The 21,447-nt window shown below is 62.5% G+C and carries 20 protein-coding genes; 6 read left to right on the forward strand and 14 right to left on the reverse strand.

Features of this window, described 5'->3' with window-relative positions:
- Positions 1–10: 10 nt before the first annotated feature.
- From C8N43_RS05240 to C8N43_RS05260, 5 genes are all read right to left on the reverse strand, one after another.
- Entirely contained in the window at positions 11–1,006 is a 996-nt protein-coding gene (locus C8N43_RS05240; RefSeq protein WP_107844596.1) for an ABC transporter ATP-binding protein, read from the reverse strand.
- Positions 1,003–1,989 carry an ABC transporter ATP-binding protein gene (locus C8N43_RS05245; RefSeq protein ID WP_107844597.1) on the reverse strand — a complete coding sequence of 329 codons (987 nt, stop codon included), beginning with the start codon at positions 1,987–1,989 and terminating at the stop codon, positions 1,003–1,005. Before C8N43_RS05245 ends, C8N43_RS05240 begins: the two co-directional genes overlap by 4 nt.
- On the reverse strand, positions 1,986–3,281 hold the full coding sequence (locus tag C8N43_RS19920; protein WP_107844598.1) for an ABC transporter permease: 1,296 nt from the start codon (positions 3,279–3,281) through the stop codon (positions 1,986–1,988). The genes C8N43_RS05245 and C8N43_RS19920 overlap by 4 nt, the downstream gene beginning before the upstream one ends.
- Complete coding sequence (locus tag C8N43_RS05255) at positions 3,278–4,255, reverse strand: ABC transporter permease (RefSeq protein WP_107844599.1); 978 nt, start codon at positions 4,253–4,255, stop codon at positions 3,278–3,280. Before C8N43_RS05255 ends, C8N43_RS19920 begins: the two co-directional genes overlap by 4 nt.
- A 107-nt stretch (positions 4,256–4,362) precedes the next feature.
- The gene (locus C8N43_RS05260) at positions 4,363–5,934 is read right to left on the reverse strand and encodes an ABC transporter substrate-binding protein (RefSeq protein ID WP_107844600.1); all 1,572 of its coding nucleotides are present in this window, start codon (positions 5,932–5,934) and stop codon (positions 4,363–4,365) included.
- Between the two features lie 253 nt (positions 5,935–6,187).
- Here C8N43_RS05260 and argE point away from each other — a divergent pair, with 253 nt between their 5' ends.
- Entirely contained in the window at positions 6,188–7,357 is a 1,170-nt protein-coding gene (argE, locus tag C8N43_RS05265) for an acetylornithine deacetylase (RefSeq protein ID WP_107844601.1), read from the forward strand.
- 9 nt (positions 7,358–7,366) lie between these two features.
- Here argE and C8N43_RS05270 read toward each other — a convergent pair whose 3' ends face one another.
- From C8N43_RS05270 to C8N43_RS05295, 5 genes are all read right to left on the reverse strand, one after another.
- Entirely contained in the window at positions 7,367–8,824 is a 1,458-nt protein-coding gene (locus C8N43_RS05270) for a M81 family metallopeptidase (RefSeq protein ID WP_107844602.1), read from the reverse strand.
- On the reverse strand, positions 8,821–10,368 hold the full coding sequence (locus tag C8N43_RS05275) for a M81 family metallopeptidase (RefSeq protein ID WP_107844603.1): 1,548 nt from the start codon (positions 10,366–10,368) through the stop codon (positions 8,821–8,823). Before C8N43_RS05275 ends, C8N43_RS05270 begins: the two co-directional genes overlap by 4 nt.
- A gap of 449 nt (positions 10,369–10,817) precedes the next feature.
- Positions 10,818–11,048 (reverse strand): phosphogluconate dehydrogenase C-terminal domain-containing protein, encoded by a 231-nt coding sequence (locus tag C8N43_RS05280; protein ID WP_158269916.1) that lies wholly within the window; start codon positions 11,046–11,048, stop codon positions 10,818–10,820.
- A 355-nt stretch (positions 11,049–11,403) separates the two neighbouring features.
- On the reverse strand, positions 11,404–11,814 hold the full coding sequence (locus C8N43_RS05290) for a GNAT family N-acetyltransferase (protein WP_245913010.1): 411 nt from the start codon (positions 11,812–11,814) through the stop codon (positions 11,404–11,406).
- Positions 11,815–12,065: 251 nt separating this feature from the next.
- The gene (locus C8N43_RS05295; protein ID WP_107844606.1) at positions 12,066–12,272 is read right to left on the reverse strand and encodes a cold-shock protein; all 207 of its coding nucleotides are present in this window, start codon (positions 12,270–12,272) and stop codon (positions 12,066–12,068) included.
- A 198-nt stretch (positions 12,273–12,470) separates the two neighbouring features.
- Between C8N43_RS05295 and tmpT the strand changes: the two genes are divergently transcribed.
- Together tmpT and arsH are read left to right on the forward strand one after the other, a co-directional pair.
- On the forward strand, positions 12,471–13,145 hold the full coding sequence (tmpT, locus tag C8N43_RS05300) for a thiopurine S-methyltransferase (protein ID WP_245912907.1): 675 nt from the start codon (positions 12,471–12,473) through the stop codon (positions 13,143–13,145).
- A 3-nt stretch (positions 13,146–13,148) separates the two neighbouring features.
- Entirely contained in the window at positions 13,149–13,847 is a 699-nt protein-coding gene (arsH, locus tag C8N43_RS05305) for an arsenical resistance protein ArsH (protein WP_107844607.1), read from the forward strand.
- Here arsH and C8N43_RS05310 read toward each other — a convergent pair.
- The 3 genes from C8N43_RS05310 to ftsY all read right to left on the reverse strand — a co-directional run bounded on the left by C8N43_RS05310 (position 13,844) and on the right by ftsY (position 16,822).
- Entirely contained in the window at positions 13,844–14,455 is a 612-nt protein-coding gene (locus C8N43_RS05310) for an inner membrane-spanning protein YciB (protein ID WP_107844608.1), read from the reverse strand. The genes arsH and C8N43_RS05310 overlap by 4 nt on opposite strands.
- A complete protein-coding gene (locus tag C8N43_RS05315) occupies positions 14,456–15,361 on the reverse strand; it encodes an EamA family transporter (protein ID WP_107844609.1) in 906 nt (301 codons plus the stop codon).
- A 72-nt stretch (positions 15,362–15,433) separates the two neighbouring features.
- Positions 15,434–16,822: a signal recognition particle-docking protein FtsY gene (gene ftsY / locus C8N43_RS05320; protein WP_425437076.1), complete on the reverse strand. Its 1,389-nt coding sequence runs from the start codon at positions 16,820–16,822 to the stop codon at positions 15,434–15,436.
- A gap of 311 nt (positions 16,823–17,133) precedes the next feature.
- Here ftsY and C8N43_RS05325 point away from each other — a divergent pair, with 311 nt between their 5' ends.
- Positions 17,134–18,003, forward strand: a complete 870-nt coding sequence (locus C8N43_RS05325) for a lytic transglycosylase domain-containing protein (protein ID WP_107844610.1) — start codon at positions 17,134–17,136, stop codon at positions 18,001–18,003.
- On the opposite strand, the gene C8N43_RS05330 is transcribed toward C8N43_RS05325, so the two are convergent.
- On the reverse strand, positions 18,004–19,689 hold the full coding sequence (locus C8N43_RS05330) for an NAD(P)H-dependent oxidoreductase subunit E (protein WP_107844611.1): 1,686 nt from the start codon (positions 19,687–19,689) through the stop codon (positions 18,004–18,006).
- 174 nt (positions 19,690–19,863) lie between these two features.
- Here C8N43_RS05330 and C8N43_RS05335 point away from each other — a divergent pair, with 174 nt between their 5' ends.
- Both C8N43_RS05335 and C8N43_RS05340 read left to right on the forward strand, forming a co-directional pair.
- Positions 19,864–20,904 carry an alkane 1-monooxygenase gene (locus tag C8N43_RS05335; protein WP_107844612.1) on the forward strand — a complete coding sequence of 347 codons (1,041 nt, stop codon included), beginning with the start codon at positions 19,864–19,866 and terminating at the stop codon, positions 20,902–20,904.
- 32 nt (positions 20,905–20,936) lie between these two features.
- Positions 20,937–21,350, forward strand: coding sequence for a hypothetical protein (locus tag C8N43_RS05340; protein WP_146174160.1), 414 nt, complete (start codon positions 20,937–20,939; stop codon positions 21,348–21,350).
- Positions 21,351–21,447 lie beyond the last annotated feature (97 nt).

The raw sequence follows: 21,447 nt of genomic DNA on the forward strand, positions 1-21,447 counted from the left end.
ACCTCGCGTATCAGCCGTCGTTGAGATGACAGGCGCTGACCCGGCCCGGCGCGATCTCTTTCAGCTTCGGTATCTCCGTCCGGCATCGCTCCGTTGCGTGCGGACAGCGCGGGTGAAAATGGCACCCCATGGGTGGATGCAGGGGGGATGGGATCTCTCCCTTGATCGGCGCATAAATCCTGCGATCCGTCTCAAGCCGCGGCGCCTCGGCCAGAAGCGCCTGCGTGTAGGGATGGTTTGGGTCCCGGAACAGATCATCGGTCGGGGCCGTCTCCACGATCCGCCCGAGATACATGATCACCACCCGGTCGCTCAGATGCTCCACGACACCCAAATCATGGCTTATGAAAAGATACGTGAGACCCAGATCCTCGCGCAGGTCCATGAAAAGGTTCAACACCTGCGCCTGGATGGAGACATCCAGCGCCGCCACGGCCTCGTCGCAGACGATGAAATCCGGCTTTACCGCCAAGGCTCGCGCAATGCCGATGCGCTGCCGTTGCCCGCCGGAGAACTGGTGCGGATACCGCTGGTGGTAGGAGGGATCGAGCCCCACCCGTTGCATCGTCATCGCCACGTACTCATCGACCTCGTTGCGGTCGATCAGCCCATGAAACAGCGGCGCTTCGCTGATGATCTGGGACACTTTCAGGCGGGGATTGAGACTGCTCATCGGGTCCTGAAAGATCATCTGAACGTTCAGGCGGCTCTCGAGCGAGTCCTTGCCACGGAGTTTGGTCACATCCTTCCCGCGGTACCGGATTGTGCCCTCTGATGGTTGGTGAACACCCGCGACACAGCGGCCGAGCGTGCTCTTGCCGCAGCCACTTTCGCCCACCAGCCCGACGACCTCACCCGGCGCGATGGACATGTCGACCTTGTCGACTGCGTGCACGGTGTGCTCCTGGACATTGGCACCCAGACGGCGCGCGAACTTTTCGGCGATGTCGAGTTTCTTGGTGAACCGTTTGGAGACGGCTTCGAGTTCCATGATCGCGGATGTCATGCGGCGGTCCCCCGATCGTGATCATCGAGCAAGGGATGGTGGCACCGCACCAAGTGTCCCGCGTCCGGCGTTGTCGGGTCGGGGACGGCAGCACAGGCGGGGCCAGCCCGGTCACATCTTGGCTGAAAAGCGCAACCAGTCGGCAGGTTCATCGGCAACGGCGCCATACCCCGGATCTGGGTCAAACGGGTGCCACGCGCGTTGCGCGACGGGGCGGACCCGATGAGCCCGGCGGTGTATGGATGCAACGGCCTGTTCACAACCTGATCGGTCGTGCCCATCTCGACGATCCGGCCCGCATACATCACCGCAACCCGATCTGCGAGCCCGGCCACCACCGCAAGGTCGTGCGTCACCCAGATCATTGCCGTGTTGTGCTCGGCCACGAGCTTCTGCACCTCAAAGAGGATCTGCGCCTGGATCGTCACGTCGAGCGCCGTGGTCGGCTCGTCCGCAATGATCAGGTCCGGCTGGTGCAAAAGCGCGATGGCGATGGCAACCCGCTGTCGCATACCGCCGGAGAATTGGTGGGGATAGCTCTTGAGGCGCTCGTCGGGGCTTGGAATGCCCACCTGGCCCAGCACATCGCGGCAGCGCTGCCGTGCGTCTTCGTCCGTCCACTTGCCATGTGCCCGAAGCGCCTCGATCATCTGCGTGTCGACGCGCAAAACCGGGTTCAGCGTCATCATCGGGTCCTGGAAGATCATCGCAATCCGCCGCCCGCGCAGGTCACGCATCTGGGGCTCGGGCATCCCGACAAGGTCGCGGCCATCGAACTGGATCGCGCCTTCAACGATCCGACCGGGGTGATCGATCAACCCCATGATGGAAAAGCCGGTCACAGACTTCCCCGACCCGCTTTCGCCGACGATTCCAAGAATTTCGCCGCGCTGAAGGTCGAAGGAGACGCCATCGACCGACTTCACCACCCCCGCCTTGGTGAAGAAATGCGTCCGAAGGTTTTCGATGCTGAGCAGGCTCATCGGTTCAGCCTCGGGTTCAGAACATCGCGCAGCCGGTCGCCCACGAGGTTGATTGCGATGATGGTCAAAAGTAGCGCGATGCCCGGATACATGCTGATCCAATACCGCCCCGACAGCATGAACTCGAACCCGTTCGAGATCAGCAAGCCAAGGCTCGGCTCGGTGACAGGCAGGCCGATGCCCAGAAAGGACAGCGTTGCTTCCAGCGCAATGGCATTTGCCACCTGAACCGTTGCGACCACGATGATCGGTGGCAGGCAGTTTGGCAGCAGATGACGGAAGATGACCCGCGCTTTGGAAAGTGCAAGGCATTGTGCGGCTTCCATATATTCCTTGCCGCGCTCGACCAGCGCCACGGATCGGGCCGTTCGGGCAAAATATGCCCATTGCACGATAATAAGCGCAAGCATCACCTTCTCGACGCCCGATCCGAGGATCGCAAGCAGCATCAGCGCCACCAGAATGGTCGGAAAGCTGAGTTGCAGGTCGACGATCCGCATGATGACGGTCTCGATCCGCCCGCCGAAGAAGGCTGCAATCATGCCGAGGCTAAGGCCAATCAACATCGCGAAGAAGCAGCTGACCACGCCAACCGCCAAACTGGTGCGAAGGCCGTACATGATGGCCGAGAGCATGTCGCGGCCCTGGCCATCCGTGCCCAGCCAATAGGTCATCAGCGCCTCGCCCTCGGTCGCCTTGACGACCAATTCCAGTTCGAACGGGCGATCCAGAGCGCGGCGGGATGTCAGCGTGAAGTCTTCGAGCTCCGCAGCGTCAACGGTCCAGAAAGAGCGAAAGCTGTGTTTCTCGCCGATATTGAGCTCCGCACCCCGCGGCAGGTCATCGAGCCGGAGCGGCTCAAGCGGGATACCATCAAGGGGTGGATCGAATGTTAACCCGATAGCTACCGTCGCCTCATCCGCAAGCGGCGTCCAGGACAGGACCGCGCTGTCGACCGGCGCTTCCTCAGCAAAGGTGATCTCGGTACGGCCCTCGACATTGGGATCTATGGCAAGGGCCAGATCGGCCTCCCACGGATCGGTAGTCCGCTGGGAGCCAGGGGGCTGCCGGCTATCCTCCAGCCGTATCTCGGACAGGTCATAGGGGTTCTGCGGCGCGATCAACGGTGCGAAAACCGCGACCAGAATGATGAAGGACAAAATCGCCAGACCCAGTACCGCGAGCGGACTTTCGATGAAGTCCTTCGCAATCCGGACGGCGGGCGGCACGGGCTTTGCGGCCTTCGGCTCGGAAAGCGGGATGCTTTGGGATGCGGGATCCAAGCTGCTCATGCCTTTTGATCCGAAAGCCGGACGCGTGGGTCCAGAATGGCGTAGAGGATGTCGACGATGAGGTTGATCGTGATGAACAGAAACACAATCACGATCAGATAGGCGACGATCACCGGACGATCGAGCTGGAAGATGCTGTCGATAATGAGCTTGCCCATGCCGGGCCACGCAAACACTGTCTCGGTCACGACGGCAAAGGCGATGACCGATCCGAACTCAAGCCCGATGATCGTGACCAACGGGATCATGATGTTTTTCAAGACGTGCAAACCGATGACACGGCTGGGCTTCAGCCCCTTGGCGCGCGCGAACTTCACGTAGTCCAGATTGATCGTCTCACGCACAGAAGCGCGGGTCAGACGGATCACGAGACTGGTCTTGAAAAGCGCAAGATTGATTGCGGGCAGGATCAGATGGCTGAGCCCGTCCCAAGAAAAGAAACTGCTTTCGATGCCCAAAAATTCGCCGCGCTCGCCTCGGCCACCGGCGGGCAACCATTGCAAGATCACGGCAAACAGCATGATCAGCATCAGCCCTTGCCAGAAATTGGGCAGTGAAAAGCCGAAAATGGACCCGGTCATGATGGTCCGGCCGCCCCAGCTGTCGGGACGCAGACCAGCGTAAAGGCCCAAGGGGACACCGATGAAAATCGCGATGATCATGGCGCAGATTGCCAACTCCATCGTCGCCGGGAAGCGGTCCAGCACAAGCTTCAACGCAGGCTCGCCGAAGACGAAGCTGGTGCCCAGATCGCCCTTGAGAAGATTGCCGAGGAAGGCGAGGTATTGCTGCGGCAAACTCTTGTCGAGACCAAGCCGCGCGATTGCCGCTGCGCGTTCCGCCTCGGTCGCGTCCTGACTGATCAGGATCTCGACCGGGTTGCCGATGGCGTAGACCCCGGCAAATACCAGCACCGTCATCACCGCGACGACGATCACGCTTTGAAGAAGCCTGCGAATGATGAAGACCGTCATGACCGGGGACCCGCCTTACGCACTGACCGCCCGAAAACGATGTTCCCGGACGGCTGCAGAATGAAAGAAGCGGACCAGCCCATGCGGCCGGTCCGCTCCATGCGAGCTTACTCGATCACCACGTTGGTGGGGCGGGTGTACTCATCCGTGCGCGGCGTATAGCTCAGACCCTTGCGCGTGCCCCAGGTGTTGACCTGGAAATGCGTCGGGATCAGGCCAACTTCGCGCATCGCGATTTCCGTGGCGCGGGCGAGCAGCGCGGCGCGCATGTCGTCATCCACGGTGTTGAGCGCCATCTGGAGTGTCGCATCGAACGGTGCGCTGGAGTAGCGGCCCCGGTTCGTCCGGCCAAGGCCCGTCTCGTCATTGCGCGTCGCCAGAAGCGCGCGGAGCGGTGAAGACGCCTCGCCCGTGCCCGATCCCCAGCCAACGAGCATCAGCGAGAACTCGGAGCCGTTCTCGTCCCCCGTCGCACGACCGAAATAGACCGACCGCGGCATGGTTTCGACCGCCGTCTCGATGCCAACGCGGGTGAGCATCTGCGCGATGGCCTGCGCGATCTGTTCATCGTTGATGTAGCGGTCATTGGGGCCGTGGATCGTCAGCTTGAAGCCGTCGGGGTAGCCCGCCTCGGCCAGCAACTGTTTTGCGCCCTCGGGATCGTATTCCAACACTTCGATGTTGTCGGAGACGCCGAAGAAGCCTTCGGGCAGCACCTGGCCGGCCGGGATCGCAATGCCTTCCATCACCTCTTCCACGATGGTGTCACGGTCAATCGCCATCGAGATGGCTTTGCGCACGTTGACGTCCTGCAGGGGGTTGAAGATCTCGTTGCCTTCATTGTCGGTCACGAAGGGCGAATAGACCCGGCGGCTGTCGACATGAAGGTAGATCACGCGGTTGGAGACACCTTGGCTCAGGACGATGTCGGGGTTGCCCTCCAACGTCGAGATGTCGGATGTCGGCACGCCCGAAATCACGTCAACGTCGCCCGCCAGAAGCGCCGCGACACGTGCGGCATCCGAGCTGATTGGCCGGTAGGTAACGGTGTCGAACTGCGGCGCACCGCCCCAGTAGTCCTGATTGGCCTCGAGAACGATGCTTTCGCCCGGCGTGTAGCTTACGAACTTGTAGGGACCACTGCCGATGCTTGCGGTGCCTGCATTGTAGTCCTCGGTCGTTGCATCGGGGTTCTCCGAGCTGACGATCTGGATCGTCGACAGATCGATCGGCAGCAGCGGGTATGGGCCGTTCGTCCGTATCTGCATGGTGTAGTCATCAACGACGGTAATCTCCGCAATACCCGCGGTGTATGTTGCAAAAGAGGACGGGCTGTTGGGCACGTTCGGCACGCGCTCGTAGCTGAACACGATGTCTTCGGCAGTCAGATCGGAGCCATCGTGGAATTTCACCCCTTCGCGCAGCTTGAACTGCCAGACGTCATCCGCAATCGGCCCCCATTCGACGGCGAGACCGGGCTGAAGCTGCTGGTTGCTGTCCTGATGCAGCATCCGGTCGTAGATCAGGCCGACGATTTGGTTGTTGTTGCCGGTGTTATGGTAGTGCGGGTCCATGGCCGTGACTTCGGAGGCCACCGCGATGGTGATGTCCTCCGCCTGGGCTGCAGCGCCCATGACCAACCCTACCGCGAATGTCGCGGCAGACAGCGATTTCCACATTGAATGTACTCCCCATTAAGACCTTTTATAGCTTGGAAGGAGCCAATCTTTCGGGCTTCACTCACCAGCTAAGGAAAAGGTTAGTCGCACACTTGTCGATCTGGGAAGCGTTTTTTCGTTTGTTACGCGTGTGTCCTGCGGCAAAAGGAAGACCGGCGCGCTTGGACATGTGCGCCAGACCGCACGGCGCAAGGATCATCGGGCCATATGCGCATTCCGCACTCGTCCTGCCACCACACCGGAGAAGCCAGCCATGACGACGCCAGATCAGCCAACCAGCGTCGAGCATCTTCGAAAGTTGGTGGGATTCGACACGATCAGCGATCGCTCCAACCTTGTCTTGCTCGATTACCTCGAGGACACGCTGGCACCACTTGGCGCACGACTGGAACGCATCCCGAACGACACCGGAGAAAAGGCCAACCTGATCGCAAGCTTCGGGCCCGACGACGTGCCCGGATACATCCTGTCGGGCCACACCGACGTCGTGCCGGTGGACGGACAGGCCTGGGCGTCCGATCCGTTCGAGCTGACGGAACGCGATGGAAAACTCTACGCGCGCGGCTCTGCCGATATGAAAGGCTTTCTGGCCTGCTGCCTTACCAGAGCGCCCAGAATGGCCGCGGCCCCGCTGAAGATACCGCTGCATCTTGCCTTTTCCTACGACGAGGAGGTGGGCTGCCTAGGCGTTCGCAGCCTTATCGGGCGTTTGGGTGAATGGAAGGTGCCACCGCGGGGCTGCATCGTCGGTGAGCCGACGTCGATGGACATCGTGACCAGCCACAAGGCCAAACGTGCCTTTCGCGCCTTTGTCACCGGAACACCGGGCCATTCCTCCCGCGCGCCGCATTTCGTCAACGCTGTTGATTTCGCGGCGGAATTCGTGGTCGAACTGCGCCGGTTTGGGCGCGAGATCGAGGCCTGTGGACCCCGCGACCCCCTATTCGATGTGCCTTTCACGACCACCCATATCGGCCTGATCGAGGGCGGCGAGGCGCTGAATATCGTGCCCGAACACTGCCACCTTGAGTTTGAATTGCGTGCCTTGCCGAACGAAGATGTCGACGCCATGGCAGATCATATACAACGCTTCGTGGACACGGAGTTGCTGCCACGCATGAAGGACGTAAGCTCAGAGGCAGATTTTCGTCTTGAAAACACGATCGCCTATCCCGGTCTGGAAACCGCCCCCGAAGAGGACATTGTTGTCGTGGCCAAGCGGCTTGCCGGGCGAAACGATCATCGCAAAGTGGCCTACGGCACCGAGGGAGGGCTTTTCAGCAAGACAGGCAACATACCGACCGTCGTGTGCGGGCCCGGTGATATCGACCGGGCGCATAAGGCCAACGAATTCATCACCCGCGATGAGCTTGCGGCCTGCGAGGCGTTCATCGACGCGTTGATCGAATATGCCAGCCGATAGGCGCGCGGCTCACGGTCGAGCGTGCTGGTAGGCGAGCGTGGAGATGTCAGCCGGCCCGTAATCCGGCGTGTCGACGATGATGATCTCGGCGGCGAACCCCTCCCACGCCGCTCGAAAATGCGTTTTGGAGCGCAAGAGAACGATATCGTAATCGACGGGGTCCAGATCGAGCTGAAAGAACGGATCGAAATCAATCGCACTCTCGGACCGGCTGGTGACACTGATCTTCAGGCCGCCGACGTCCAGAAGCGCGGTGTCGCCAAGCCGTACTTCGGCCCCCGCCCGCATCTCGCCGGTTCCGCGATAGGTGAAATCCGGCCGCACGGCATCCACCTTGGCCAGAACGGGAACGGGACCTCCGGCGCGCGGCGCGGAATGACCTCCGAGGTCAAGCGAGACCTCAGCCCCCTCCCCCGCCGCCATTGCCATAGCCACCGCAGCTGGGTCCCAGAGAAACGGCACCGCAATGCGCGCACGATCCGCCAAGGGCAATAACGCGCGCAGGCCGTGGGTGCTGTCATTGGCCCGGTCTGCATGTTCCAAAATGACAACAGGGCGATCGGAGCTTTGAGAGACGGCGAGCGCGCGACGAATGCCCTGCTCTAGATCATACACCGGCGCTGGCGTAGACAAGGCCGCACGCGCGCGCGCGATTTTGTCAGACAGTCTGGTCGACAACGCCGCCGCCTGCGCCGGTGTCCCGTCCACCACCGCCACGACCGACGCGCCGCAGTTGGGCACGTCGGCATAAGCGAACCCGGCAAAAAGCGAGACATCGCGATACGCGTCGCTGTCCTCAGATAGCCGCGCGGCCTCGTCGACGAGGTCCTTCAACGGCTCAAGACTGGTTGCCGAGAAAATTGAAGGCAGGATAAGACCCGGGCGCGCAATCGCCATGGCCGGGCGGATGTCCCCTGCCAGCGTCTTCAGAAGACAGCGCGCGGCGCGTGCGCCGGTGGCGCCCATGTCGATATGCGGAGAGTACCGATACCCGAACGCGGCAGTCGCCCCGGCGATCGAAGCGAGATCGAGATTTGCGTGATAATCCAGCGCTATCATGATCGGCAGGTCCGGCCCGACAGCGGATCGGATCGCCTCCAGCGTCGTTGCATCAGGGTCCAGATCATCCTGGGTCACCATCGCGCCGTGCAAGTGCAAAAGCAGCCCGTCGATCCCACCATCCAGTTCCGTCAGATGTTCGACGATCTCCTGCCTGTAGGACATGACGGCGGCTTGATCGGCCAGACCGGCGGCACCTCCATCGGAATGCAATAGCGGGATGGCTTCGGCCCCTGCATCATCGATGACGCCCAGAAAACCGCCCATGACCGTGTTGGAGCCCCGGAACTTGCGGATGACATCCGCCCCGCGAACCGTTCCTGCCTCGAAGACGTCCCTGAGGGTGAGTTGCGGTAGAAAGGTCGCGCACTCCATGTGCAATCCGGCAAGGGCAATTCGATACGTCATGGCAACAAGTTCAAAGCCTTGAGATGCGGGATTGCCCAATCAGGCGGTGTCCAGACCGCGTCAGTGTCCAGGGGATAGACCGGTCGCGGCAATCCACGGAATTCGAAATTGCTCAGGATCGGACTTGTCAGCCCCTTGGTATCAACTTCCAGCACTTGATCTTGATCGAAGAATTCATCGAAACCCGCGCGAAAATGACCCCGGCTTTTCACCACCACTGCCCGATACTGGCCGGGATCAAGCCCAAGGTGCTCGAAGTAGACGGGATCGGCGCATTGCTTGCGATTGCTCGCCACAATCACCGTCAACCCTCGGATCCCGAGGGCCGCGGTGGTTCCAAGGTCCACACGGCGTCCGGCCACCAGTCCGCGCCGCCCCACCACGTGACCATCGCTCAGTGCAAGAACCTCTGCCCGCGCGGTGAAGGGCTCGCCAAAGCCATCGAACCCTCGGCGCAGAAAGCGCGCCGTGATCTTCGCGCCGACACCGGCCGCAGCGGCGTCTTCCGCGAGGTCGGGATCGATGAATAGACCGCAAAGAACGCGCGCGGCTTTTGCGTCGATCAGCGCACGCAACAGGTCAGTTGACGTCCCCCGCCCCCCTCCGCCGGGATTGTCGCCCGCATCAGACAGGATCCACCGCAATCCATCATCTGCCGTGACAGCGCGAACGGCATCGGCGATCGACGTCAGCGTACGGACGAAGCGATGGCGATCGGCCCAGAGCGTACCCGCAAGGCGGGCCGCTTCCCGCTCCGCCACGATGCGATCGGACGCTGTCACAATCGCAGCGATCCCGTTGTCTGGCGTGTCGCTGTAGACAAAACCGCCAAGCACGGTCGCATTCACGAGCGCACCGTGAGGGTCTGTCAGCCGGGCCGCATCCTCCACGCGATCGGCATACGCGCCCGGCTCATGGGTCAGCAAAGTCACGCTGGCAGGCGTAAGTGGCAGGCGAAGATGGGCCATGTGAAACTCCGAACCCTTCACCATGCGGGCGAGGATGATCGCGGCCTCCCGGGCGACATCGGCCTGATCGACATGCGGGTTGGTGCGATAGCCGACAAGACAATCGGCGGCATCCGCCATCCGGTCGGAGAGGTTGGCATGCAGGTCCAGCGTCGCGACAATCGGAACCTTTGGCCCAACGACGTCCCGAACCGTCTGCAACAGCGCGCCGTCAGGATCAAGTGTTTCGACCCCGACCATGGCACCATGGCTGGCGACATAGACCGCGTCGATGGGAGCGTGATCCGTCAACTTGGCTCGCACGGTATCCTGGATGGTTTGAAAGACAGCCTCATCCAAAGGCCCACCCGGTTCCGCCGCCGCCACGAGTATTGGGAGTATCTCGGCGTCGAGATGGCGTTGAATCTCCTCCAGAAATGCGGGGATCTCTGCGCCCTGCCGCGGCGCTGCGCTTTTGGCGTCGGTCAGGATCGCCTCGCCCTCGAGCCAGGTCCGAAGGTCGAAATCGGAACGGGTCGTGACCGGGGCGAACCGATTACTTTCGAGGTGGACCCCCAGGACGGCAACTCTGACCATTTCGACACCGGTTCTGACCTTGGCGATGGATTAAGCCTATGCAAGCGGTGTGTCGCAGTCGACCCCGCTGACGGGACACTTCGTGTGGTCTCGGAGTGTTGTGATGACAGTTGCGATCCTTTGCCATCGTCATTCTACGCGTCAGGGCGGAATTTCTTTGTTCGACTTGGGATCAGCTTGGACGGCCAGTTCAGGGCGAATTCCCGACTTTGAAAACCACACGAACCTCGGCCAACCTGGCCTCAGGTGGACGAAGTTAGGCGGCCAATACCGGGCCTTGGCCATCGACTTGAATCTCTGCGGGCGCATCCCGTAGCAGGGCCAATCAAGCAGCTCTTGAGCTTGTTTTTGTTTCCAGCGGGTTCGGTCTTCCATCGCGAGACGTCATCCATTTTGCATCAATCACAGATGGATTTCACAGATGCCTTCACGGCCTCGGCTGAAAAAAGCTAGTCCATCCACCTATCCTTGAAGATGACCGGCTCCGCCCCCTCGATCGCCTTCATGCAGCCATGAGACAGCTTGCCACCGGGATTTCCACCAAAGGCCGCGGCCAAGAGGATCGTTAGGTGACCAAGTTGGAAGTCCTCTGCCGCCTGATAGGGAATACCCCGGCGCGCGGCCTCATCCTTGGCGTCTTTCAAGACTCTGGCAAACGTCGTGTCAACGGATTCCGACAAGCCCGGCCCCAAAGGGGCGCCCTTCGACGCCGGTCAGTGCGCGCGTCCCCTTCATGCCGAATTTCGGCCCGGGATAGGCTGCCGCAAAGAAAGGTGGCAGGCGGACATCCAGCGATTGAAGGCCAGAGAAAGGCTTCAGTTCGGAAAGGTTGCCCGCGATTGTCGCGATTAGGTTCGGCAGGTATGGCCCGAGATTGTCCAACACCATCAACCGTTCAACCCGAGCCGCGGCACGTTTATTCAGTTCAGGTGTCTCCCCCGGATCCGGGCGGCTTGAGCCGGCGGCACTGTTGGCCGGTTTCGGTCCGACACTAAAACGTTGCCTATCCGTCGGCGGTTGTGCGGGACAAAACTGTCAGTCCGTCTCAAGTCGGAATTTCAGGAAGGTTTCTCCATCATATTCAATCTCGCCAACCTGCCTCGCACCAAGCCTTTCAAGTGCGCGCAGGTTTGTTCGGGATGGTGGTAAAAGGAAAGTCACGTATGGGATGCGCTCATCGGTCATCGCGAGATCGATTGCCTGTCTTGCGATGCGGACCCCAAGGCCAAAGGCGTCGGGCCGCAAGACAAGTCCGAAGTCCCATTCGTCCCCTTCTTTCTGGAAGCCGCCCCAACCGACATATCGGTCATCGGATAAAAACGCCCAGTGCCCAAGCCCATCGCGCGCCCAACACTCTTCCTTCTTGGCAACAAACCCCGCCACGGTCGCAGCATCCCAGTCAAACCTCAAAAGCGGCATATGCTCCGCCACGCGAGGGTCAGACATGTGTACCAATATCTCGGCCTGTTCGATGTCCGACAACCGGGTAAAACGAATTTCAGGGGTCAAAGTGGCGTCCTTCGGCAATGTCGAGATTGAGTATCGTAATTGGGCTCAAGGCAGGCCAACTCTTCGGCCACGCCGTCCGGGCATTCATCGCTTTCGACGACACCCCTTCAACCATGCCCATGATCCACTCATCCAGCACAAAAAAGGGACGCGAAACCGCGTCCCTTCGAAGTCGTTTCGCCGGGCGTTTAGGCCAGGACGATGTTCACTGCGCTTTCGCGGCCATCACGGCCAGCTTCCACGTCATACGTGACCTTCTGGTCATCGGCGAGGCCAGTCAGGCCTGCGCGCTCAACGGCGGAGATGTGCACGAACACGTCCTTGCCGCCGCTCTCGGGCGCGATAAAGCCGAAGCCTTTGGTAGAGTTGAACCATTTGACGGTGCCATTAGCCATCGTCTGTCTCCTTGAATAATGCTGCCCGCATCGTGCGGCAGCTCGGCTCTGTCAGATCAAGATCGTAAAGACTGGGCCGTAAGGAGCAGTAGTGCCGATAGTGGTAACGTCGCAGGCTTCACATAGAGGGGCGCGGGCCATTTAGCAAGGGCTGGCGCGGAAGGCGGGCGGTTTGTCGCTTGACGCCCCGTCGCGCATTTGGCCCTCTGCACCCCATTGCTGCACCACGACGAGGCCGACATGGATCACGACTTCTGGCACGCCAAATGGGAGTCCGGGCAAATCGGCTTCCACAACGATCAGCCCCACTCCAAGCTTGTGGCCCATCTGGGCGCGCTGACCCTCGACCCCGGCGCGCGGATCTTCGTCCCGCTCTGCGGCAAGACGGTCGATATCCCCTGGCTGATGGCCCAAGGCTTCCGCGTCGCAGGCGCAGAGCTGAACCGCTCCGCCATCGAGCAACTGTTCGAAGACATGCAAATCACGCCAGAGACCCGAGACGCCGGGTCATTGACGCAGTTCAGCGCGCCCGGCCTCGATATTTTCGTCGGCGATATTTTCGAGCTGGACTCCGACATGCTTGGCCCTGTCGACGCGGTGTATGACCGTGCCGCGCTCGTGGCGCTGCCAGCTGAGATGCGCGCTGACTATGCCCCCCATATCGACCGCCTGACGGCATGCGCGCCGCAGCTGCTGATCACGTTCGAATACGACGCCAGTACCGTCTCCGGCCCGCCCTTTCCCGTCCCGGGCGATGAGGTCGCGCGCCGCTATCCCAAGCACACCGCCCGCCTGCTCGAAAAAACCCGCGTTGATGGGCTGAAGGGCGTTTCCCCCGCCCTTGAGCTTGCCTGGCACCTGACGAAAGCCTGACCGATGACCGACACACCCCAGCTCGACGACGCTCAGTTTCAGGTCCCGGCGCCGCCCGCAACCGCGACCAGTACCCACGCCCCGCGCATCCTGCTGCTCTACGGATCGCTGCGCGGGACCAGCTATTCGCGCCTGATGTGCGAAGAGGCCGCGCGCGTGCTGACCAAGCTCGGCGCGGAGACCAAGAGTTTCGATCCCCGCGGCCTGCCTCTTCCCGATGCGGAGGATGCCAGCCACGAGAAGGTCGCCGAACTGCGCGAACTGGTGACGTGGTCTGAGGGCATGGTCTGGTGCTCCCCCGAGCGCCACGGGGCCATGACCGGCATCATGAAAGCCCAGATCGACTGGATCCCGCTGTCGCTGGGCGGCGTGCGCCCGACCCAGGGCAAAACGCTGGCGGTGATGCAGGTCAATGGCGGCTCGCAGAGCTTCAACACGGTCAACCAGTTGCGCATCCTCGGCCGCTGGATGCGCCTGCTGACGATCCCGAACCAATCTTCGGTCCCGAAGGCGTTTCTGGAGTTCGAGAAAGGCCGCATGACGCCGTCGCCCTTCTACGACCGCATGGTCGACGTGATGGAAGAACTCGTCCGCTTCACCTGGCTTACCCGCGACCTGAAAGAGCAGCTTACCGACCGCTATTCCGAGCGCAAGGAGAGCCACGCCGCCCTGTCAAAACGGGTGAACCAGAAGAAGGTTTAGGCCTCTTCCTCGTCCGGCTCATCGGCGTATTTCTGGAACAGGAAGCTCTGGGACATGAAGAAGGCGAACAGGGCGATGGGGAAGCCGAAGGTTTCGATCTTGACCCAGGCGTCGGTGGACATGGTGCGCCAGACGATCTCGTTGCCGATGGCAAGTGCGGCGAACATCGCCGTCAGGCGGCGGGTCAGGATCATCCAGCCTTCGGGCTTGAGCGGGAGGAAATCGTCCATCACCAGTTCCAGCCAGGACCGCTTCAGCAGCAACCCGATGCCGAGCAGCCCCGCGAACAGGCCATAGACGATCGTGGTCTTGATCTTGAAGAACTTCTCGTCGTTGAAATACGCGGTCAGCCCGCCAAAGACGATCACCAGCACCGCCGTCAGGATCTGCATCCGGCTGAGCTTGCCCGTCAGCTTCCACAGGATCGCGGTGGACAGCAGCAGCAGCGGAATGAACAGCACAGTGACCACGATGAAGCCGGAATATTCCGTGCCACCAAAGACATAGGTCTCGTCCTTCAACCGCGTGTAGGCGATGAAAAACAGCAAGACCGGGCCCAGTTCCAGCGCCGACTTCAGGCCTTGCGATATCTTCTTTTCTTCGGCCATTCAGCCTCCCATTTCCACGATGACCGCGCCGAGCGCGATCAGCGCCATCAAGGTCAGGCGGCGCGGTCCCACCTTCTCGCCCAGAACGGCCCAACCGATCAAGGCCGCAAATACGGTCGAGGTCTCCCGCAGCACCGCCGCCTCGCCCACACTGTCCAACCGGGTCGCCAGCATGATCGCCCCAAAGGAGAAAAACGCGACAAACGCCCCCAACACGCCCCGCGCCATGAGCGGGCCAAGGTCGGGTCGATCCGGGTTGCGCCACCAAAGGTAGCCCGCGACGGGCGGCATGAAAAACAGCCCGTCGATAAAGAAAAACCACGCCAGAAAGGTAAACGGGTCCGCCGTCGCGCGAATGCCATAGGCGTCGTAGGTCGTGTAGAGCGCCACGAAGAGCCCCGTCGCAATGGCCAGAAGCATGGCGGAGACCATCGTGTCGCGCTGCGCGGTGATCGTGCGCAAATTGTAAATCGCCAGCCCGTAGATGCCCGCCAGCAAAGTCGCGAGCCCGGCCCACTGCACACCGTTAAACGTCTCGCCGAACAGGAAATACGCGCCGATCACCGTAAACAGCGGCCCAGTGCCGCGCACGATCGGGTAGACGACCGTGTAGGCTCCGCGAGAATACGTGAAGCCCTGCAACAGCTTATAGCCCACATGGATCACAAAGACCGTCGCGAAGATCGGCCACATATGGGGCTCGGGCCACGGGACAACGAACAGCGCAAACGGGGCCGCGATCAGCCCGTAGCTGAGATCAATCGCCCCCCGCGACAGCCAAGGGTCGTGACGACCCTTTTGCAGCGCCCCGAACAACGCGTGCAGGAAGGCCGCCATGATGGCGAGGATCAGGGCGGTCGTGTGGCCGGCCTCCGTGCCTTCCAGGCTGGTGATCCATTGGCTCATACCGAGGGACGCCTTCGGCGAGAGTATTTTTTGCCAAAACGAAGCCATGGGCGCGTTAACCTTAATGTGGGGTTATTCGGGAGCCACCCCGGTGAGCGCCTGGGCGAATTCTTCCGGGTCGAACGGCGCCAGATCGTCGATCTGTTCCCCCACGCCGATGGCATGGATCGGCAGGCCGAACTTGTCCGCCAGCGCCACCAGCACGCCGCCCTTGGCAGTCCCGTCGAGCTTGGTCATCACCAGACCCGAAACGTCCGAGATTTGCCGGAACACGTCGACCTGATTGAGCGCGTTTTGGCCCGTCGTCGCATCCAGCACCAAGAGCGTATTGTGCGGCGCGCTTTCGTCCTTCTTGCGGATCACGCGCACGATCTTGGCAAGCTCTTCCATCAGGTCGGCGCGGTTCTGCAGCCGCCCCGCGGTGTCAATCATCAGCAGGTCCGCGCCGTCGGCCTCCGCCTTGGTCATGGCGTCAAAAGCCAGTGATGCCGGGTCCGATCCCTCTGGCGCGGTTAAGACCGGCACGCCCGCCCGCTCGCCCCAAACCTGCAACTGCTCCACCGCCGCCGCGCGGAACGTGTCGCCCGCCGCGATCACCACCTTCTTGCCCGCATTGGAGAATTGCAGCGCCAGCTTGCCGATGGTCGTCGTCTTGCCAGAGCCATTGACGCCGACAACCAGCACCACCTGCGGGCGCTTGGGATAGATCGGCATCGGCTTGGCCACGGGCTCCATGATCTTGGAAATCTCGGCGGCGAGTAACTCTTTGATTTCTTGTGTTGAAAGGCGCTTTCCAAAGCGCCCCTCTGCCATGTTGGCGGTCACCCGAAGCGCGGTGTCGACGCCCATATCCGATGCGATCAGCAGCTCTTCGAGCGCCTCCAGCATGTCGTCGTCCAGCTCGCGCCGGATGACGGTCTTTTTCTCACCGCGCCCCAGAAGGCGTCCGAAGAGGCCGGGCTTTGCCGCAGGCTCGGGCGCGGGCTCGTTCAGTGCCGCCTCGGCTGCCCTGCGCGCGTCTTCCTGGGCAGCCTGCTCCGCAGCCCGCTCAGCCGCCTCTTGCGCCAAGCGTGCTTCTTCTGCAGCTTGCTCCGCGGCACGGCGGGCGGCGTCTTCGGCCATCCGCGCCTCTTGCGCGGCGCGCTCGGCTGCCAGCCGTTCCTCTTCGGCTTGGTGTTCGGCAGCCAGTCGGGCCGCTTCTTGCTCGGCGGCGCGCTGTGCTTCGGCCTGACGGGCGGCTTCCGCTTCGCGCTCCAATCGGGCCGCTTCCTGCGCGGCCGCAGCCGCTGCGGCTTCTTGAGCGTCGCGGGCCGCTTGCGCAGCCGCTTCTGCCTGCGCTTCGGCCTGCGCGATGCGCTCGGCCTCGGCGGCAGCGCGTTCTTCTTCCAAACGCGCGGCTTCGGCGCGCCTTGCCTCCTCCGCGAGCCGCGCCTCTTCGGCCAAACGCGCTTCTTCAGCCAAACGCTTTTCTTCAGCCAAACGCGCGTCCTCAGCCAGCCGGGCGTCCTCGGCCAATCGAGCCTCTTCTGCTTCCCGGGCCTCTTCCGCGCGCCTGGCGTCCTCTGCGGCGTGATCAACCTCGGGTGTCTCGACCTGCTCTTCGACGCCGCCATCTTCGACGATGGCGTCCAACCCCTCTTCGAGCTTGGAGGATGACTTGAACAGTTTGCTTTTGAGTTTCTTGAAGAAGGACATGCGCGGGGCCTCAGGTGATCGCTGCTGCTTCACCTAACCTCTCGCCGGGGCAGATGGAAGGCGCTAGGATCGCGTGCATGCGGTATCTCCTTGCCCTGATGCTGTTTATCAGCCCCGCCCAAGCCGAGCCGGACCCCGCCTGCAGCGCGGGCACACGGGGTCAGGTCCAGTGCATCCGGGACGCGCATTTCGTCCATGACCTGTGCCAGATGCTGGAGGTCAGCGCGGCGACCCACGGTCTGAACCCGCATTTCTTCGCCCGGTTGATTTGGCAGGAAAGCCGCTTCAACCCTAACGCGCTGAGCCCGGCGAATGCGATGGGGATCGCGCAGTTCATCCGCTCGACCGCCGATCGGCGCGGGCTGCGCGACCCCTATAATCCCGCCGACGCGCTGGATCATTCGGCGCAGTACCTGGCCGAGCTGGTCACGCGCTACGGCTCCGAAGGGATGGCGGCAGTGGCTTATAATGGCGGCGAGGCGCGGGCGGACGGTTTCCTGCAAGGCCGCGGGCTGGCGCAAGAGACCATCGACTACGTGCCGATCATCACCGGCCTCACGGCGGAGCAATGGCGCGACGCCAAGCCGGACACGCATGACATGCGCCTGTCCAAGACCAAAAGCTTCCGCCCCGCCTGCCATGCGCTGGCCGCGAAGCGGCAACTGACGCCGCTCCGGAAAGCCCCCCGCTACAAGCCTTGGGGCGTGCAGCTGGCGGCGGATCGGACGAAATCAGGCGCGCGGGCGCAGTTCGAACGACGCTCCGCCGCTTGCCGCACGGCTTTGCGGGGCGAAAAGCTCGACGTGATCTACAAAAAGCACCGGGTCGCGAAACTGAAAGGGTGGTACATGGCCCGGGTCAGCCGCAACTCCCGCAACGCCGCCCAAAAGCTCTGCAACACGCTGCGCCGACAAGGCTGCGCCTGTGCAGTCTATAAAAACAACTAGTTACACTTCGTCTTTGAAGTGCTCTATCACCAGCTTGATCGGGTTCGGCGCAGCCTGCCCCAGCCCGCAGATCGACGCGTCCGCCATCGCAGTGCACAGCTCTTCCAGCAGCGGCTGATCCCAGCTGTCCTGCTGCATCAGCTTCACCGCCTTCTCGCAGCCAACCCGGCAGGGCGTGCATTGCCCGCAGCTTTCATCCTCGAAGAAGCGCAACATGTTGAGCGCCGCATCCCGCGCGCGGTCCTGATCGGACAGCACCACCACGGCGGCAGAGCCGATAAACGTGCCCAGCGGCTGCAACGTGTCGAAATCCAGCGGCACATCGTTGATCGACGCAGGCAACAGGCCAGAGGACGGCCCGCCGGGCTGATAGGCCTTGAACACATGGCCTTCCGCCATGCCCCCAGCGGCCTCAATAATATCCGTGATGGTCGATCCCGCGGGCAGCAGATACACCCCCGGCTGCGCGACACGCCCGGAAACTGAGTAGCTGCGCAGGCCCTTGCGCCCGTTCTTCTCGGTCGCATTCAGAACCTCAGGCCCCTCGCGGCAGATGCGCGCGATCCAGTGCAGGGTCTCGACATTGTGCACCAGCGTCGGCTGCCCAAATAGGCCCACCTGCGCCACATAGGGCGGGCGGTGGCGCGGCAGGCCGCGCTTGCCTTCGATCGATTCGATCATCGCGCTCTCTTCGCCGCAGATATAGGCGCCCGCGCCGCGGCGCAGCTCGACATAGCCCGGCTCCACGATCCCGGCCTGCTCCAACGCAGCGATCTCGCGGCGCAGGATCTCCAGCACGGCGGGGTATTCGTCGCGCATGTAGATGTAGCAGCGCGCGGCCTCAACGGCCCAGGCGGCGATCAACATGCCCTCGAAGAACAGATGCGGCGTGCGCTCCAGGTAGTAGCGGTCCTTGAACGTCCCCGGCTCGCCCTCGTCGCCATTCACGGCCAGATAGCGCGGACCCGCATTGCCGCGCACGAAGCTCCATTTGGTGCCCGACGGGAAGCCTGCGCCGCCAAGCCCGCGCAGCCCGCTGTCCGTGATTTGGGCCTGCACAGCCTCCCAATCGCCGCCGTCTCGTAGCTTCAACAGCGCATCGTAACCGCTTGATTTCTTATAGGTCTCCAAGACCTCATAGTCAGGTACATGCGCATGGGTGTCATCCGCCGCAATCGCCGCCTCGACCTTCTCCACCGTCGCATTGTCGATATGATTATGCCCCAGCTCCAGCACCGGTGCGGTGTCGCAGCGTCCCATGCAGGGCGCGCGCAGCACGCGCACCTGGCTGGCATCCAACCCGTCTTCCAACGCGGCTTTCAGCGCCTGCGCGCCCGCCAGCTCGCAGGACAGCGAGTCGCAGACCCGGATCGTCAGCGCAGGCGGCGGGGTCTCGCCTTCCTTCACCACGTCGAAATGGGCGTAGAAGCTCGCGACCTCGTAGACCTCGGCCATCGACAGGCGCATCTCTTCGGCGAGCGCGCGCAAATGCGCGGCGGACAAGTGGCCGTATGCGTCCTGGATCAGATGCAGAAACTCGATCAGCATGTCGCGGTCGCGCGGGGCATCGCCCAAAAGCGCGCGCACCTCGTCCCAGGCCCGGTCGTCCAGCTGGCGGCCTTTCGTGTGCGTCCGCCCCCGGCCCTTGCCGGATTTCCAAACCCCTTTGCGCTCGTCCAAGGCCATGGCCAACTCTCCATCTCGCTTGCGGCGACCATAGGGCCGAGCGGTGCGCCCAACATATGCAAAAGCGACGCCTTCGCGCCAAGTTGCGCGCGATGTTTCACCGCGTTTCCATCATTTGGGCACATTTGTAGTGTTTGGGAAACGCAACGCAGATTTTGAGGGGGCACTCAATCCATGCCACGGTCCTTTCTGGCCTTCACGCTCGCAACCCTTGCGCCGATCCCGTTCCTTGTGGCGGGCGCGTTGTTTGGGGGCTGGGCCTGCTGGATTGCATTGCTTTACATCACGCTGTTCGTGGCCGCCGTGGACGAGTTCGGCCCGGTCTTCGCAAGTGATGGCGAGGCCGCCGATGATGAAGAGGCCGACCAGCTCTCCCTGATGCTGGTGCTCGTGCATTTCGTCCTGCTGGCGCTGATGGTCTGGTCGCTGTCGGGCAAAGGCATCGGGCTATTCTCGCTCGACGGCGTCGCGCTCTTCGCGGCCACGGGGCTGTTCATGGGCCAGGTGAGCAACTCGAACGCCCACGAGCTCATCCATCGCGGTGCGCGGGGCCTGCGGCGTGCGGGAACATGGGTCTATATCTCGCTGCTGTTCGGCCACCACGCCTCCGCCCATCCACTGGTGCACCATGTCCATGTGGGCACGCCAAACGACCCCAACACGTCGCGGATGAACGAGAGCTTTTATCGTTTCGTGCGAAGGGCTTGGGTGGGGTCCTTCAAGAAGGGCCTCGCGGCGGAGACCGCCCGTCGCGCCCAGCTGGAACGCGCCCAATGGGACTACCGCCATCCTTACGTGCTCTATGTCGGCGGCGCGATTGCGCTGCTGTTCGTGTCCTTCCTGATCGGGGGCCTCAAGGGCGTCGGCGTGCACCTGTGCCTTGCCGCCTTCGCGCAGACCCAACTGATGCTGTCGGATTACGTGCAACATTACGGGCTGGAGCGCGCCGCCGATGGCGCGCGGTTCGAGCCTGTCACCGCCAAGCATTCGTGGAACGCGCCCCACTGGCTGTCATCGCTGTGGATGCTCGGCGCGCCGCGCCATTCCGACCACCACGCTCATCCGGGCAAGCGGTTTACGGCGCTTGAGAACCCGGTGCGGGGCGAGGCCCCGATGCTGCCCCACGCACTGCCGGTGATGGCCTTCATCGCGCTTTACCCGAAGCTGTGGAAGAAGGTGATGAACCCCCATGCCGAAGCCTGGCGGGCCGCTTGACCCTGCCCGTGGCGCGCCCCATCTATAGCCCCATGAAGTATCTCGCTCTCGCCGCAGCGCTCGCCCTGCCCGCGCCCGCCCTCGCCGAGCGGATCATGACCGCAAAAGAGTTCTCGGATTTCGTCACAGGCACAACCGTCTATTTCGAACGCCGCGGCCAGCCCTATGGCGCCGAGCAATATCGCTCCACCCGCGAGGTCATCTGGACCTTTCTCGACGGCCAATGCCAGCGCGGCACCTGGTTTGCCGAGCGCGACGAGATTTGCTTCCTGTATGACGGCCTGCCCGACGCGCAATGCTGGCACTTTATCGAGGACGGCGACACCCGCCGTGCGCGCCTCGTCGGCGACCCGCCCGAAGATGATCTGGTGGTCGTGGGTCAGGACAACCAGCTTCTGGACTGTCCCGGACCGGATGTAGGCGTCAGCTACACGCCTGTCGAATAGAGGTTTTGCGCCGCGGCTTTGCCGCGTCGCCACGCGGGGGCTCCGACCGTCGCCATTGTCTCTCGGACCAATGGCGCGACAATGACGACCCCCCGCC

The organism is Litoreibacter ponti (assembly GCF_003054285.1).
GTDB lineage: Bacteria > Pseudomonadota > Alphaproteobacteria > Rhodobacterales > Rhodobacteraceae > Litoreibacter > Litoreibacter ponti.

Excerpts from the sequence above, each read along its gene's own strand:
- arsH (WP_107844607.1), top strand. The coding sequence starts at position 13,149 with ATGACCGACACACCCCAGCTCGACGACGCTCAGTTTCAGGTCCCGGCG.
- C8N43_RS05240 (WP_107844596.1), bottom strand. The coding sequence starts at position 1,006 with ATGACATCCGCGATCATGGAACTCGAAGCCGTCTCCAAACGGTTCACC.
- C8N43_RS05310 (WP_107844608.1), bottom strand. The coding sequence starts at position 14,455 with ATGGCCGAAGAAAAGAAGATATCGCAAGGCCTGAAGTCGGCGCTGGAA.
- C8N43_RS05255 (WP_107844599.1), bottom strand. The coding sequence starts at position 4,255 with ATGACGGTCTTCATCATTCGCAGGCTTCTTCAAAGCGTGATCGTCGTC.
- C8N43_RS05315 (WP_107844609.1), bottom strand. The coding sequence starts at position 15,361 with ATGAGCCAATGGATCACCAGCCTGGAAGGCACGGAGGCCGGCCACACG.
- C8N43_RS05335 (WP_107844612.1), top strand. The coding sequence starts at position 19,864 with ATGCCACGGTCCTTTCTGGCCTTCACGCTCGCAACCCTTGCGCCGATC.
- C8N43_RS05290 (WP_245913010.1), bottom strand. The coding sequence starts at position 11,814 with ATGTCTGACCCTCGCGTGGCGGAGCATATGCCGCTTTTGAGGTTTGAC.
- argE (WP_107844601.1), top strand. The coding sequence starts at position 6,188 with ATGACGACGCCAGATCAGCCAACCAGCGTCGAGCATCTTCGAAAGTTG.
- C8N43_RS05245 (WP_107844597.1), bottom strand. The coding sequence starts at position 1,989 with ATGAGCCTGCTCAGCATCGAAAACCTTCGGACGCATTTCTTCACCAAG.
- C8N43_RS05330 (WP_107844611.1), bottom strand. The coding sequence starts at position 19,689 with ATGGCCTTGGACGAGCGCAAAGGGGTTTGGAAATCCGGCAAGGGCCGG.
- C8N43_RS05270 (WP_107844602.1), bottom strand. The coding sequence starts at position 8,824 with ATGACGTATCGAATTGCCCTTGCCGGATTGCACATGGAGTGCGCGACC.
- C8N43_RS05275 (WP_107844603.1), bottom strand. The coding sequence starts at position 10,368 with ATGGTCAGAGTTGCCGTCCTGGGGGTCCACCTCGAAAGTAATCGGTTC.
- C8N43_RS05295 (WP_107844606.1), bottom strand. The coding sequence starts at position 12,272 with ATGGCTAATGGCACCGTCAAATGGTTCAACTCTACCAAAGGCTTCGGC.
- C8N43_RS05325 (WP_107844610.1), top strand. The coding sequence starts at position 17,134 with ATGCGGTATCTCCTTGCCCTGATGCTGTTTATCAGCCCCGCCCAAGCC.
- C8N43_RS05260 (WP_107844600.1), bottom strand. The coding sequence starts at position 5,934 with ATGTGGAAATCGCTGTCTGCCGCGACATTCGCGGTAGGGTTGGTCATG.
- C8N43_RS19920 (WP_107844598.1), bottom strand. The coding sequence starts at position 3,281 with ATGAGCAGCTTGGATCCCGCATCCCAAAGCATCCCGCTTTCCGAGCCG.
- C8N43_RS05340 (WP_146174160.1), top strand. The coding sequence starts at position 20,937 with ATGAAGTATCTCGCTCTCGCCGCAGCGCTCGCCCTGCCCGCGCCCGCC.